We start from the raw sequence: 15,074 nt of genomic DNA on the forward strand, positions 1-15,074 counted from the left end.
ACCCTGAAACGAAAAGACCGCCGACGGTAACGTCGGCGGTCTTTTTTCGTCAGTGCTCCCAATCCATCAACCGACAGGCTCGACGGTTTTCTTGCTTGCCTGATCGATCAAGCCTTTCAGCGTCACACTATCGCCTCCATCCTTGCGCGCCTTGAGCCAGCGCACCAGTGTCGACACCTGGCACGGACGCAGGCCTGTGACCTCCAGCACGGCATCACCACGCAAAGCCAGATCCTGCGCATCCGCATGGCGTACCAACACACAATGTCCACTGTCCGGGTCGATCACAATCAGATGATCCTCGACTATCGCCACCTCCAGCCTCTGTGGATCGTCCAGCGTCAGGATCAAGCGGCTCATGACCTGCGGGCGGACACCCAGCGGATAACGACAGTCAACCACCAATGAGTCGAGTTTGCGCATGAGCGCCTCGGCCAGTACCCATTTCATCGAGCCACGCCCCACCCGCAGGACGAGCGTACGCACGTCGTCCGGAATCAGCGGCAGAGGATCGTACGCATCCACCTGCCCTTCGAGTACCAGCACGTCGCCCGTGCGCTCGACATAATCCAGTGGTTTGATCTGGCGCATGCTCGGATAGCCCTGAACGACTCGCTCCAGCGGCTCATGCAACACCAGATCGGTATGCCGTCGGGCGCCCAGCAGCTCGAAATCCACCGGGAGATCCACGGCAGGGATCCGGATCACCCGCGCACTGTCAGCGATATACCACTGCAAACTGGCATCCTGGGTCGCGAGCGAAATGAACGGGCGGTGGTCTTCGGTTTCCAGCAAGGCCTGCAGGTCGCTGATCAAATGCTCGCCATGGGCTGCCAGCCAATCGTGCTGTACTCCGCTGATCAATGGTGGCTCCAGGTACTGCAGTTGCAGCACCACCCCTTCCTGCGTTGTGCCCAAAAGGCCAGCACCGACAATCCGCACGTCGGTAAATCGCCACGCCGTCCATTGGCGCTCCGGCCTGGGCAGCATCCGGGCGTGCAACAATTGCGTCCCCTCTGCGAACGCCTGCTCAAGTTGCTGCGTATCGATAAAGGTCTGGCGCCAGATCTCGCCCCCCTCGGGTTCGAACAACCATGCCGACTGATTGTCCGGCGTCATACCGAGCAACCGAATCTGCGTCTGTGGCGCGTCACACAACAACACCCGGTTATCCACGTACCAGGCATGCAACCGCGCATCGCCGGTAGCGTTGGCAACCCCGACAATCGAGAATTGCTCGACAGCGTGCTGCCGGGCTACGGCTTCGAGCGCCAGCCACCAATGCCTGCGCCCCTTGAGCCATGGCTCGGCCAGACCCGCAAAACGCACGTTACCGTCAGTGCCGATTTCGAACGACAATCCGTCCTCGGTCCGTGCCTGATAACCGTTGTGCTCAGCCGTCACCTGCTTCAGGCGCTCGGGCTGCACCCAATCGTGCGACCATTGGCCCTGTCCCTGCGTCATGGTCAACTGAACCCGACACAACTTCTGGAATCGGCGGTCGTAGATGACAAATACATCGCTGTCATCGGCCAGCGGCAGCAACATCAATTCCTTCAGATTCTGGATCGAGTCCGGCCATCCGCGGTCACGGTGACGGCGCGGTACCGGGCGTATGATCAGATTGTCGCGGGTGCGAACCCAAGCCATGTCCCGGGCGTTCTCTTCAATCTTCCAGCAAATCGAAACGTAAGACGCGAGCTGCCAGTCGACCGTGGCAAACCCTCTGTCAGTCAGAACCGGTTTGTGTTCCACCCAATCACCGAGCAACGGCGCCCAGTCAGTCAAAGCCTTTCGGTCATCGAGCAAGGCCTCGAAAGTCGGCTCGAGTCCACGGGTGATCGAGCTCAGCCACAGTTCACCCTTGTGGATCAGATAGTTCAGGCGCTCGATTGTGCCGTCCTGACGGGCATACTCCTGCACCACATGGACAACCCCCTGTTCATCGGCCTCCACACTGCGAATCGTGCTGAGACCCTCGAACCGGAACATCAAGCGATAGCGGTGGCTGAGCAGCCCTGTGTCGGCATCGACCTGGCAAATGTCGTATTCATTCGGATCATGGAAGAACACCGTGTCGCCAGTCACCAGCGACAACTGTTTGTCTTCGCTGAAGAACTCATCGTTGCGGATATACAGAATCCGATCCTCCGCGGCGTCGTACCAGGCATTGGTATAACGGGGTGCTTCGATGTTCTCGAATGGAATCAGGTAGTCGTGGATCGGTGTATAGCGCAACGCCAGTCGATGAGCCCGCGCCAGCGCATGCAGATGATCCTGCAGGATCTGGTCGTCCAGCCCTTTGGGCGCCTGCTCCTCGAGCAATTGCAACTCAAGCTGTTTGGTGCCTGCGATTCTGAAGATTCGGCCATTTTCGATCATCAGGGATATTTCCGGCGTGTTGACCGCCGTGACCTTGAACTGGCAACCCTTGATACTGAACTGCCCGTCGCTGCCGAACACAATATCCTTCTCGACGGCCCACGGTGCGGCAATGATCCAGCGGTCCTTCTGATTACCCAATGACGTCAGCTCGACGTTGACACCAGGGTTGAGCACCAGTGTGCATGTGTTTCCTCCACCCTGAATCCGGTAGCTGATCTGCTCATGCCAGTTTTTCGGAATCACCGGCACGATCAACTTTCGCGGCTGGGCGTCGAGTGTGACGCTGATCTGGGTCGGCCGGTAATCGGGATACATCCGATGGACGATGTAGTGGCTGGGAAACGAATAGAACGAAAAAAGAAAGAGCCACTGACCGTCCGCTTTTTTCTTTTCCAGACGCCGGGCAATATCAAAGCCCTTGTCGTGGCGCTGCGATGCAAATGGCAGGATCTGATACTCGTATCGGTAGCAGGTCATTGGCGTACACGGCAGGACAATGGCTTGCTCGGCCGGTGGTGCGAACTTCATTTCGGTCGGGTAGCCCAGTTCATTGCTCAGATGAATGGCTCGTGAGTAGTCGACCTCGAATTCCGGCACGCCGAAATGATCGCGCAATGGATACAGGCGGGTGCTGTCGAGCGAGAGCTTTCCGGTGCCCAGATCCACTGCATTGAAAATCAGAGACGGTCGTGGCAACCAGGCACCTTGCTCGCCGCTGTAGCGATATCCAGCCCCGTGATGAGCGTCCTCAAGCTCCGCAAAAAACAGTCCGACCGCTTTCGCTTCTTCGGCGATCGTTGCGAAGTTCTGCGCCAGCGCCGCCACGCCCACCGCCAGGCCACCCAGGATCACCCCCGCGCCCCCCAGCACCGCTGCCGCCGTTCCTGCTCCGGCAAGTGCGGCACCCAGTCCCGCACCGGTCAGGGCCAGGCTGCTGGCGTCAAAGGCCAACTGAGTAGAATAGGTAACCGTTTCGACATCGTTGCGGGCCGTCGCCACCTGATAAATATCGAATCCGACATTGGCCAGGCCCAGCACGGCACCGATACCCTCGTTGGCCACATGTCCGGCCACGGTACCGAAGGTGCTGCCGCTCAATGGCTCGAGAGCTTCGCCGACCACCTTTGCACTGGTGCGGGCGATCAGTTTTTCATCGCGCAACGCGGCTTGCACCAGGCTGATCAGACCTGCCACATCAACTGCGTTGCCATGCACCAGTTGCGCGTAATTGACGTAGGCGTGCCACTGCACAGCAGTGGTCATTGTGCGGTCTGCGCCTTCGCGCCCGCGCAATGCACTCATCAACGACTGCACCGCAAAACCGGCATTCAGCGTATGTACTGCCGCAGCCTCGGTGGCGTCTGCCCCGATGTCCACCCTACGTTTGCCACCGAGCGCCGAGAACAGTTCCGTCAGATAGTTCCTGATCCGCAGCAGGCGATCATCCTGGCTGAGGACCGTGGCGACCACCTCGCCACTTTTCGGATCAATCATACTCACCCGATAGCTGCCCTCTGACGTCACTTCCAGCGAGTCGAACAACGGCACCAGAGGCGACACCGAGTCATGGCCCTCCTGCAAGCGTGAAGTGACGTCGGCAATCTGCTCGGCCCACCAGTCATTGTCCGCAGACAGCAAAGCTTTGCCCAGGCGCGGATTTTCCACCAGAGATTGGCCGTGAGCACTGTTCAGCCGCTGGCGGATGGATCTGAATGGCGTGTCCGGTAACGGCTCCTCCTTGAACAACTGATTCACCTTGGTGCCATTCGACAGGTCCACATCGGCAACTTTCTCACCCTGCACATCGAACAGATCGAACAACGGTCGGTCTGGTTTCCCGTACAGCGCGTAATGACGGGCTATGCCTGCAAGCCTGAAAAACCGATTCAGGGCCGTTTTGAAGGTCACCTGGTTGTCAAATTCGAACAGGCCGAAGTTCGGATCGTAGAAGTGGTAAATGTGTGCCACACCGTTGAAACTCCGCGCCACCAGCATCGAGTGGTTGTCCGAGTTGAGCATCAGGGTTCGGGTACCGGCGGACTCCTCGAGGGTAGCGACCACCCTGTCCATATCGACCCGCCCGAGCGCCGTGCCCACCTCTGCGACTTTCACCCCACGCAATTCCTCCAGCGCCCCCAGAAAGGCCCTCGAATCTGAGTGCTCCGGCTGCAGCACCGCCAGGTAAAACCGCTCGCGCAATTGTCGGGTCGAGCCCTCGCCCTGGGTGAGGGCAGCACTCATCGCCAATGCCAGTGGAAAACAGCGCCCCGCAGCCCTGTCACCCGGCCCGTGCATCAACAAATCCTGAGGCACCAGTTTTACGGTGCCAGCGTCGAACTGATCGAGCACCTGCTCCACCTTCAACTGGACCTGTTCGCGATGTTCCTGAATGGCCAGCCGTTGGATCTGTGCCACCTGACGCCCCCAGTCGGCCAGCGTCACAGCCTTGGCCAACGCGTCCTTCTTCAGACTCAGCGCATTGACCGAAAGCAACGAAAAGCCATCGTCGACACTCGCCATGGCCGTTACAAAGGCTGGCGCCAGGCGCCGATAGAGTTGCTGTTCGATCGCCGCATAGCGCCCGGACGTCCCACGCTCACTCAGGCTGTTGGTCAAATTGTCCATTGCACCGCTCAGTGCAGAAAAACTTTGATCATCCAGCGATTCGGCTCCCAGCAAAGCGCCTATCGTCAAACGCTGCAACGGACTGAGGTGCGCAAGCTGCCAGGTCCCCTTGCCAAGACCGATCAACAGTTCATCCAGCGCGAGCCCCTGAGTAGACTGAGTGCTCAAGGATGCGGGGGGCCGGAGGCGAATGTCCTGATTGCGGATGGCCTGACGATGCTCGAAGTTGAGCGGCAGCCTGTCGGCGAACACAACCTTGCCGTCCTGGCAGCTCATCATCGCCTTGGAAAAAGACTGTCCAAGGCGCTCGGCCATGCGTTGCAACAAGTCGGTATTGAGCACATGACGCCCCTCGATAACTGGCCAGCCCAGCTCGAATTCGAGGGTCGTGTGTTTCAGCAACTCGTCGATGTCGCCTGCATAGCGGGTTTTGTATTGGCCGTCATGCCAACGTTGTTTTTCATTTTTTACCCACTGATCGAGATCGCTTTCGTTGTCTTTCCAGGAGTGATCCTGTTCCTCCTCGCTCGAACGAGTGACCACACCTCCCGGTTCGATGCCCACCTCATTATGTAAAGCGGCGGCCTCACTGGGCGTGAAATGAGCCCGCTCATAGTCCTGCATACCCCGGCGCATAGCCCCTGGACCGGTCAGGAAAATCGTTACCTCTTTTTTCGGACGGATACCGTCGCTGTGATACTCGGCGATAGAGACCGCCAACCGATACATTGCCGACTCTTGCATGTTAGGCAATGCGCTTAAAGGCCCGAGTCGGCGCTCGATCTCGACAATCGCCAGCTCGTAGTTGGCATCGGTGTCTCCTGGTGCTGAACCTTTGGCCGCTGCGGCCATGTCTACCGAGTCGATCACTGCATAGTTAAAGCCCAGGCACTCCTTCACTGACTGCAGCATCGGCGCACCCGGATGAGCCATCAGATAAGCGTTGGTCACTGAACCCATTTCAGCCACGGCACGCAGCATGTAGGGGCGTGCCAACAGGTCGCTCGGTGCCTGGAAGACTTGACTCAAATCCGGCGCGCTTTTGGCAAAAGACTCCAGCGCTGCACGATGTTCCTCGGGGATGTAGTGGCCATAATTCTTGTAACGACTGCGCAATGCCTGACGTCCGGGCATCCAGTGTGGGTTGTGATCCAACAGCAGTTGAGTGATGCCAAGCTCGGCATTCGTGCCGAGCTTGCTGATATCCACCCCCCCCAACACCTTCAACAACGGCGGAAGATTGTCGACGTCCGAATATATTCCGCCTTCTGGCTCCAGTACCTCTAGCCGCACAACATCGGAACCGGCGGCCAGATTGCCGCGCAAGCGCATTTCCCGATCGTAAATGTCTTGCAATTGCATAGGTTGCGAGGCGCCGGCCAAATCGCGCAACTGCAAATCGCCACCTGCCACCGCCTGCAGGCTCTGCAAATTGCGCTCTTTAAGAGATTGCAGATCCTTTTCCTGCTGACCATACGCTTTGCTCAACAATTGCACCCTGGCAGTGTCGGCAGACATACCGCTTTCAACGGCCTCATTGACATGAGCAAACATTTGCTGTTTCAGAACAATGGCTCGAGTTACATATGCCTCTCCGAGCCTCTCTTCCGTGGTGCTGTCAACTCCACCATGCTGCATTGCATGCACTTTGGCGGCTTCGACAATAAGGCGAGTAGTCTGATGGACAAGCATTGCATCACTGTCATACCAGAGATTGATTTTATACCCCTGCCCGACCAGTACTTGCTTCCAGAGATTAATGTAATCGCGTTGAATCTCGCCAATGCCTCCACCCAACCACACAAAGTGCAAAATCTTCGGCACTTGCGTCGCCGGTGCATTAACTTTCTCGACACTGGAAAGAATATTAGACTGAAAGTTTGCAAGCTTTTCTTTTATTTGTGAAAGTGTCGGGGGCGAATCCGAATCGGAATGGTTTGCCTCCTCTTGCTCCGTTTCGCGGCGCACGCGGTGCTTTTCCAGATCCTCCAGATCCTCCAGAGCCTGTTTGAACAGCGCCAGCGGATTTCGCAGCCGCGATGATTCAAGCAAAGCGCTGCAGGCAAAATAATAACGAATGGCAACATCATATTGCCGGGTGTTTTTGTACGGCAGCAGTGCTTGTTCAAGATCACTCAACTTGAACAAATTGACAAAATCCAAATATCCAACACTTGCAGCTTTAACTTTCGAATCCTGCATAAACAACCTTCCTTGAAATATTCAATGACCTGCACAAAAAAAACCATCGAACACAGAAAAACCTCGCCAGAAACATCCAGCTCATGGCAAATAAAAATCAATCCTCACAACTTCAGAACGGAAAACTAGTACAAAAAAATCTCACAAACAAACAGGAAGCCATTCAAAGAATTTCTACAGAAATATCCAACAACACCCATAGAGAAAATTTAACAATCATCAAGTACGAACACCTGCAACCCAGACAAAAACAGACAGGGCCGCGAACTTTTATTCGAGGCCCTGTTATTTATATCTATAAGCGGCTGCAACAACTGGCAACCACACCGTGATCAACTGACCGGCTTCTCACCATACCAACGCGGCGTATACACCCACTCTCCGCCCTCGGCGCGAGGGAAGGTGCAGGTGGTGGACGAACCAATCAGCACCATCGTACGCATGTCCACCTGCTCCGGTGTCAATGCGCCAAGGGTCGTCACCCGCAGCGTCTGCCCCGGACGACCAATATCACGGCCCAGCACCACCGGTGTTTGCGGCACACGGTGTTGCGCGACAATTTCCAGCGCGCGCCCCAACTGCCAGGGACGGGCACGGGAGATCGGGTTGTAGAACGCCAATGCCAGATCCGCTTCGGCGGCCAGATCCAGACGTTTTTCGATGATCGACCACGGCTTGAGGTTGTCCGACAGCGACATCACGCAGAAGTCGTGGCCCAGGGGTGCACCGGCCTGAGCAGCGGTAGCAAGTGAAGCGGATACACCCGGCAGGATTTCCAGATCGACGCTGTGCCACGCCGGATCCGTCGACTCGTGCAACGCTTCGAGCACCGCCGCCGCCATGGCGAACACGCCCGGATCGCCGGACGAAACCACAATCACCGAACGCCCCTGAGCGGCCAGCCTGAAGGCGTGACGGGCACGCTGCATTTCTTCGCGGTTGTCGGTGCAATGCTGCACCTGATCGTCGCGGAACGGGCCGGCCATGCGCACGTAGGTTTCATAACCCAGAACATCGGTGGCGCGGGCCAGTTCGGCTTTCACCGCCGGCACCATCAGCTCTGCCGCGCCCGGGCCGAGGCCGATGACGGCCAGACGTCCGCGTGGACGGCCGACCTGCGAAACATCCAGCGGCTGTTCGGCCACGGCGATGGCAATGTCGCGGGATGTTGTGATGATTCGAGCGTCGGGGACTGCATCGCGAACCAGCTCACCGATGTCACTCACCGGCGCCACAAAGCGCAACGGCACAGCCAGTTCAAGCGCGGCTTCACGCAACGCCGGACTGGCCATCTGAGTATCAGCCGCCACCAGACAGGCCAGCGATTGAATCGCTACACCGGCCTGCTGCAACGCATCACGAATCGCATCCGGCAGACCGGCCACATCGGCAGCGACCGCCACCGCCACACTGCGTGGATAAATCAGCAACTCACTGGCGCTCGCCGCGCGGGCATCGCTGCCCACATGAATCGAGCGCTGCGCCTGTGGATCTTCCGGCAGTTGCGCCTGCTCAAGCCACGGCGCGGCACCGTCGATGCGCACGCTGTGGCCGGCGAGCAGATCAGAAACAAAGCGCTTGCCCTGTTCCAGATCGCCGAGGGCATAACCGCCGGGCGGGTTGAGCAGGCAAGTGCCGAAACGCAACTCGCCGCTGGTGGTGATCGCCGCTGCCACTTCAAGTGCAGCCGCAATCTCGCGAGCCATGACGTTCACCCCACCGAGGCCACCGAGCAGCGGCACCACGGCGCTGCCGTCTTCCGCCACGGCGAGCACCGGTGGTTCGGCGCCTTTCTCCAGCAACAGCGGCGCCAGGGTGCGGATGACAATGCCCGCCGCGCACAGGGCAATGATCGGCGTGTCCTGTTTATACAGCTCGCGCAGGGTTGCGCCGAACTCGCTGTAAGTCAGGTCGGCGCCTTCGACGCGCCCATTGAGCCCGTGAATCTTTGCGCCCGGATAGACCTGCTGAAGGCGACGGGCCGTGTCCAGCGCGCCCTGGCCGAGAATGACGATGGCCGGTGTGGAATGAGTCATCAGCCTTGCCACCGTTCGCCGGGCACAATGATCAGCGAGAAGTACGGCGACGACATCGGCTCGACCTCATCCAGTGGCACGATTTTCTGGTTGGCCATGGTCGCCCGCTCGACATACAGCGCACGCTCGGCCAGGCCCAGCTCTGCCAACACGTCGCGCACTTTTGGAAAGTTGCGCCCCAGCTTCATGATCACCGCAGCGTCGGCATCGGCCAGACGGCGCTTGAGTTCATCGTGAGGCAGCACGCCGGACAGCACCGACAGGCTCTGATTGCGATACACCAGCGGTGCGCCCAGCACCGAAGCGCCGCCGAGCATCGAGCAGACGCCCGGCACCACTTCGGCTTCATAGCGGCCGGCGAGACGATCGTGCAGGTACATGTAGGAGCCGTAGAAGAACGGATCACCCTCGCAGATCACCGCCACGTCGCGGCCGGCATCCAGATGCGCGGCCACTTCCTCGGCGGCGTCATCGTAGAAGTCGCTGATCACCTGCTCGTAGGACAGCGGCGCCGGCAGCACTTCGGTGGTCACCGGGTACACCAGCGGCAGCAGGTTCTGCGCGTCCTGCAGGTGCGCTTCGATGATGCCGAAGGCGTTGCCCTTCTTGCCCTTGGCCACGAAGTACGCCACCACTGGCGACTCGCGCAGCAGGCGCAGGGCCTTGACGGTAATCAGTTCCGGATCACCGGGGCCGACGCCCAGGCCAATCAAACGTCCTTTAGCCTGCATCATTCGATCTCCGTGGCGAGGGCATTGACCGCAGCGGCGGCCATGGCGCTGCCGCCGAGGCGGCCCTGCATGATCACGAACGGCACGCCACGGCTGTTGGCAGCCAGCTCGGCCTTGGATTCGGCGGCGCCAACGAAGCCCACCGGGAAGCCGAGGATCAGCGCCGGTTTCGGGGCGCCGGCGTCGAGCATTTCCAGCAGATAGAACAGCGCGGTCGGCGCGTTGCCGATCACCACCACGCTGCCTTCCAGATGCGGACGCCACAGTTCCAGTGCCGCTGCCGAGCGAGTGTTGCCCAGCTCGCGCGCCAGCTCTGGCACGCTGTCATCGCGCAGGGTGCAGATCACTTGGTTGTTGGCCGGCAGGCGCGCACGGGTCACGCCCTCGGAAACCATCCGCGCATCGCACAGGATCGGCGCACCGGCGGCCAGCGCATCGCGCCCGGCCTTGCCGGCGCCTTCGGAGAATTGCAGCCCGTCGATGGCCTCGACCATGCCGCAGGCGTGGATCACCCGCACCGCGAGTTTTTCCAGGTCGGCCGGGATGCGAGCCAGATTGGCCTCGCTGCGAATGATCGCGAAGGAGTTGCGATAGATCTCCTGACCGTCGCGGATGTAATCAAGCATCAAGGGGGCTCCGTGAGCGGGCGGCGAGCAATTTCGCCGCCGCTTCGATAGTAAGGTTGTGAGCGTGCAGCGCGCCGAAACCGGGCAGCGCTGCATCGCGAAAATAGAGATCGTAGTGACCGGGGCCGACTGCCAGCAAAGTCACCGCAGCCCGATGCGCCGCGGCGCAAGAACGCGGGCAGCCGGACAGGTGTACATCCACGGCATGTGGCAACAGCGTCGCCAGCCGGCGGGCATCGTGTTTGGTGTCGGCCAGGCCTTTGCCGCAGCCTTTGGAGCCGGTGCAGGCGATCAGTTGCGCCAAGGGATCTTCGACATGGGTCAGCAGGTTCAGCTTGCTCAATTCGTCGAGCACTTGAACCGCATCGGCTTCCCGCACATCGGGCAACAACAGACTCTGCCAAGGGGTGAAACGCAGGATGCCATCACCGAAGGTTCTGGCCAGTTGCGCGGCACCACGCAGCATGTCCGGATCAAGGCGGCCGAGCGCCGGTGCGGCACCGACATAGACCTGACCAGCCGATGGCTGAGGATGGATGCCGAGGTGCAAACCTTCCGGTCCGGCTTCGCGCTGCCAATCAGCGGCTGACTTCAGATTGATCCGCTGACCGAGCTTTTCCAGGAACACCGGCGCCGGGCATTCATCCAGCAGATGGCGCATTCGCGTCTGCTCCGGACGGGCCAGTTCGAGGAACAATTCCAGCACCGCGACCACCAGCGCATGTCCGTGCGCAAGCGCCACAGCCGCCAGCGGTCGATCCGTCGGACAACCCGCCAGGCCGAACGCCAGCAGCGTGTCGCCGCGATCTTCGAATGCCGACAACCACAGGTCATGGGGATGTTCGAGCATCGCCAGCGCTTCACCGCCATCCAGTTGCACGGCGAACTTGGGGCTCAACTCATGGAAGCGCGGATGGCTTTGCAGGGTCTCGAGGATCTGCCCGGCCAATGGACGGGTATCGAAGCGCATCTGTCGGTCAATGCCGGCGGCGGGGCTGAGCATCAGGTTGCGCACATCGTCGCCCGCTGCGGTTCGCGGCCCGAGACCGGCGGCCAGCAGGCTGTCGATCAGCGCGGCGGACTGCTCGCCAATCCCGCGTATCTGCAGATTGCCCCGATTGGTCGCCTCGATCGCCCCGCCGGCAAACCCCTCGGCGGCATTGGCCACCGCATCGGCCTGATCGGCGGTGATCGAACCGCCATCGAGCTTGATCCGGCAGATACCGCCATCCAGCGCCTGGACGATACGCAGCAACCCCGGGCAGGCCGAGGGGCGTATGGCGTTGGACATCGGACGTTCGTTCAAGGGCTGGCAGCTCTGTGGGAAAGGCGCTTCGCGGGCGAAGGCGCGGTATTATGCCTGCTTTGTCCGACGGCATGAAAAGTCTGCCCGTCGGAACGGCGCGTTTGCGGACACTTTTTTGAGGGCTACAGATGTCACCCTGGCTGACAGTAGTAGGAATCGGTGAAGACGGCTTCAAGGGCCTGGGCAAGAATGCCCGGCGCGCCTTGATGGGCGCTTCGCGGATCATCGGCGGTCAGCGTCAACTGGAGCTGTTGCCGGTGTGCATCCGTGGCAAGCGCCAGTTGTGGCCGAGCCCGTTCTCCCTGGCCCCGATTCTCGAGCGTCGCGGTGAAGCCGTGTGCGTGCTGGCCAGCGGTGATCCGATGTTCTACGGCGTTGGCGCAAGTCTGGCGCGGCAGGTGCCGGGGGCCGAAATGCTGATTTTGCCATCGCCATCCTCATGCTCGCTGGCGGCCGCCCGACTGGGCTGGCCGTTGCAGGACGTCAGCGTGTTATCGCTGGTGGCCCGCCCTCTTGCCGCCCTCAATGCGCAACTGTTCAGCGGCGTGCGCCTGTTGCTGCTGAGCAATGACGGCCAGAGCCCGGCGGCGGTTGCCACGTTGCTGCGTGAACGCGGATTCGGCGCCAGTCGCCTGAGCGTCCTGGAGCATCTGGGCGGCAGCGCCGAACGCCGGATCGACAGCACCGCCAACGACTGGAACGATCCGCTCATTGCCGACCTCAACGTGATCGCCATCGAGTGCCTGGCCGATCCGCAGACACCACGCCTGTCGCGTCTCGCCGGCCTGCCGGACTCGGCCTTCGAGCACGACGGCCAACTGACCAAGCGCGACGTGCGCGCCATCACCCTCGCCCGTCTCGCCCCGACCCCGGGCGAACTGCTGTGGGACGTCGGCGCCGGCAGCGGTTCGATCGGCATCGAGTGGATGCGCGCTCACCCGAGCTGCCGCGCACTGGCCATCGAGGCTGACGACGGTCGCCAGCAATTGATCGAACACAACCGCGATGCGTTGGGCGTTCCTGGCCTGCAACTGATTCGCGGCAGCGCCCCGCAGGCGCTCGCCGGGCTGGAACGACCGGATGCGATTTTCATCGGCGGCGGCGTGACCCGCGAAGGGGTGCTCGACACCTGCTGGGAACACCTCAAACCCGGCGGCCGACTGGTGGCCAACGCCGTGACCCTGCAAAGTGAAATGACCTTGATGAGCTGGCGCGAACGCCACGGCGGCGAACTGACCCGCATCCACATCGCCCAGGCGCAACCGCTGGGCGAGTTCGACACCTGGCGCCAGGCCTTGCCGATCACCCTGCTCGATCTGGTCAAACCCCTCGATGCGTGACGAAACCGCTGAACAACCCGCGCCCCTGCGCAGCGGCCTGACTACCGGCAGCTGTGCCACGGCCACCAGCCTCGCCGCTGCCCGTCTGCTGCTCGGCGGCGTGGTGGCGGATGCCGTGCAGATCGTGTTGCCCAAGGGCAAGCAGGTGCAGATGCGTCTGGAGTTCTGCCGGCTGACCGAAGACGGCGCCGAAGCCGGAACCATCAAGGATGCGGGCGATGATCCGGACGTGACTCACGGCGCCCTGCTTTATTCGCGAGTGCGGCTGATGGCCGAGCCGGGAATCCGCTTCATTGCCGGCAAAGGCGTCGGCACCGTCACTCGGCCGGGGCTGGTGCTGGGCGTCGGCGAACCGGCGATCAACCCGGTGCCGCGCAAGATGATCAGCGATCACCTGACTTTGCTGGCCGAAGAAACCGGCTATCGCGGCGGCTTCGAGGTGACGGTCAATGTCGAGGGCGGCGAAGCCCTGGCGCTGAAAACCATGAACCCGCGTCTGGGCATTCTCGGCGGCCTGTCGATCCTCGGCACCAGCGGCATCGTCCGGCCGTTTTCCTGTGCGGCGTACATTGCCTCGATCCATCAAGGCATCGACGTGGCGAAAACCAACGGTTACCTGCACATCGCCGCCTGCACCGGCAACGCCAGTGAGGACACCATGCGCCAGGTCTACAACCTGCCGGAAATCGCCCTGATCGAAATGGGCGACTTCGTCGGCGCCGTGCTCAAGCACCTGCGCAAAGTACCTGTGGAGAAACTCAGCCTGTGCGGCGGCTTCGGCAAGATCAGCAAACTGGCGGCCGGGCACATGGACCTGCACTCGCGTCATTCGAGCATCGACCTGCCGCAACTGGCCGAGTGGGCGGCGGCAATTGGCGCCGACGACACCTTGCAGCTAGCCATACGCGGGGCGAATACCAGTCAGCAGGCGTTGGCGATGGCCCGTGCGGCGGGTGTTGCCCTGGGCGATGAAGTCTGCCGCCATGCTTTGGAATTCGCCCGTAGCGTGGTGCCGGCGCAGGTGCAGGTCGAGGTGTTTGCGATTGATCGTCAGGGCGGCATCGTTGGCCATGCGGGAGCCTTTGTATGAAGCGAATCTTGTTGCTCGGCGGCGTGACTGAAGCGCTGGCCATCGCGCGCACGTTGGGACCGGAGCACATCTACAGCCTGGCCGGCGTCGGCCGGGTGCCGACCGATCTGACGTGTCAGGTGCGCGTCGGCGGCTACGGTGGCGCCGAAGGTCTGGCGCAGTTCATTCGCGACGAAGGCATCACACTTTTACTCGACGCGACCCATCCCTACGCCGCGCAAATCAGCCGGAACGCCGCCACCGCCGCGCAACTCACCGGCATCCCCTGCTGGGCCCTGCGCCGCCCCGCGTGGCAACCAAAGCCGGGCGATGACTGGCGCGAAGTCGCCGATTGGGCCGAACTGTTCACCGCCCTCGAACCCTTCCGCCGCCCCCTGTTCACCCTTGGCCGCGAACCGCTGCAACACCTCGACGAAATCCCCGCGCACCAGTTCTGGACCCTGCGCGCCCTCGACGTCTACCCCGGCAACGAACGCTGCGAAGTCATCGGCGCCCGTGGACCGTTTCTGCTGGAGGATGAACGGGCGTTGTTCGAGCGGCGGCAGATCGACGTGCTGATCAGCAAGAACAGCGGCAGCACCGCCACCGAGCCGAAACTGGACGTGGCGCGGGAGCTTGGGGTGCCGGTAATGGTGTTGAAGCGGCCGGTGTTGGTGGAGGTTAATCGGGAGTTTGCGACGGTTGATGACGTCATCTCGGCTCTTGAAAAACCTTGATCGGGACGGAGCTTTTC

The 15,074-nt window shown here is 61.1% G+C and carries 8 protein-coding genes; 3 read left to right on the forward strand and 5 right to left on the reverse strand.

What is annotated here, in order from left to right:
* Positions 1-66: 66 nt before the first annotated feature.
* From ACM6JM_RS03265 to cobG, 5 genes are all read right to left on the reverse strand, one after another.
* Positions 67-7,212: a TcdA/TcdB pore-forming domain-containing protein gene (locus ACM6JM_RS03265; RefSeq protein WP_414881326.1), complete on the reverse strand. Its 7,146-nt coding sequence runs from the start codon at positions 7,210-7,212 to the stop codon at positions 67-69.
* Between the two features lie 332 nt (positions 7,213-7,544).
* Entirely contained in the window at positions 7,545-9,248 is a 1,704-nt protein-coding gene (gene cobJ / locus ACM6JM_RS03270) for a precorrin-3B C(17)-methyltransferase (RefSeq protein WP_414881327.1), read from the reverse strand.
* Positions 9,248-9,982 (reverse strand): precorrin-2 C(20)-methyltransferase, encoded by a 735-nt coding sequence (locus tag ACM6JM_RS03275; RefSeq protein WP_414881328.1) that lies wholly within the window; start codon positions 9,980-9,982, stop codon positions 9,248-9,250. Before ACM6JM_RS03275 ends, cobJ begins: the two co-directional genes overlap by 1 nt.
* Positions 9,979-10,605 (reverse strand): precorrin-8X methylmutase, encoded by a 627-nt coding sequence (locus tag ACM6JM_RS03280; RefSeq protein ID WP_011332253.1) that lies wholly within the window; start codon positions 10,603-10,605, stop codon positions 9,979-9,981. Before ACM6JM_RS03280 ends, ACM6JM_RS03275 begins: the two co-directional genes overlap by 4 nt.
* On the reverse strand, positions 10,598-11,896 hold the full coding sequence (cobG, locus tag ACM6JM_RS03285; protein WP_414881329.1) for a precorrin-3B synthase: 1,299 nt from the start codon (positions 11,894-11,896) through the stop codon (positions 10,598-10,600). The genes ACM6JM_RS03280 and cobG overlap by 8 nt, the downstream gene beginning before the upstream one ends.
* A 143-nt stretch (positions 11,897-12,039) precedes the next feature.
* Here cobG and cbiE point away from each other — a divergent pair, with 143 nt between their 5' ends.
* The 3 genes from cbiE to ACM6JM_RS03300 are packed head-to-tail and all read left to right on the forward strand — an operon-like array spanning position 12,040 to position 15,057.
* Complete coding sequence (cbiE, locus tag ACM6JM_RS03290; RefSeq protein ID WP_210709670.1) at positions 12,040-13,251, forward strand: precorrin-6y C5,15-methyltransferase (decarboxylating) subunit CbiE; 1,212 nt, start codon at positions 12,040-12,042, stop codon at positions 13,249-13,251.
* The gene (locus ACM6JM_RS03295) at positions 13,244-14,341 is read left to right on the forward strand and encodes a cobalt-precorrin-5B (C(1))-methyltransferase (RefSeq protein ID WP_414881330.1); all 1,098 of its coding nucleotides are present in this window, start codon (positions 13,244-13,246) and stop codon (positions 14,339-14,341) included. Before cbiE ends, ACM6JM_RS03295 begins: the two co-directional genes overlap by 8 nt.
* A complete protein-coding gene (locus ACM6JM_RS03300) occupies positions 14,338-15,057 on the forward strand; it encodes a cobalt-precorrin-6A reductase (RefSeq protein WP_414881331.1) in 720 nt (239 codons plus the stop codon). Before ACM6JM_RS03295 ends, ACM6JM_RS03300 begins: the two co-directional genes overlap by 4 nt.
* The last annotated feature ends 17 nt before the right edge of the window (positions 15,058-15,074 follow it).

Source organism: Pseudomonas sp. IT-P2 (assembly GCF_949767575.1).
Lineage (GTDB): Bacteria > Pseudomonadota > Gammaproteobacteria > Pseudomonadales > Pseudomonadaceae > Aquipseudomonas > Aquipseudomonas pharyngis.

Bases quoted from the DNA above. Each gene is read 5' to 3' on its own strand.
- ACM6JM_RS03265 (WP_414881326.1), bottom strand. From the start codon at position 7,212: ATGCAGGATTCGAAAGTTAAAGCTGCAAGTGTTGGATATTTGGATTTT.
- cobJ (WP_414881327.1), bottom strand. From the start codon at position 9,248: ATGACTCATTCCACACCGGCCATCGTCATTCTCGGCCAGGGCGCGCTG.
- ACM6JM_RS03275 (WP_414881328.1), bottom strand. From the start codon at position 9,982: ATGATGCAGGCTAAAGGACGTTTGATTGGCCTGGGCGTCGGCCCCGGT.
- ACM6JM_RS03280 (WP_011332253.1), bottom strand. From the start codon at position 10,605: ATGCTTGATTACATCCGCGACGGTCAGGAGATCTATCGCAACTCCTTC.
- cobG (WP_414881329.1), bottom strand. From the start codon at position 11,896: ATGTCCAACGCCATACGCCCCTCGGCCTGCCCGGGGTTGCTGCGTATC.
- cbiE (WP_210709670.1), top strand. From the start codon at position 12,040: ATGTCACCCTGGCTGACAGTAGTAGGAATCGGTGAAGACGGCTTCAAG.
- ACM6JM_RS03295 (WP_414881330.1), top strand. From the start codon at position 13,244: ATGCGTGACGAAACCGCTGAACAACCCGCGCCCCTGCGCAGCGGCCTG.
- ACM6JM_RS03300 (WP_414881331.1), top strand. From the start codon at position 14,338: ATGAAGCGAATCTTGTTGCTCGGCGGCGTGACTGAAGCGCTGGCCATC.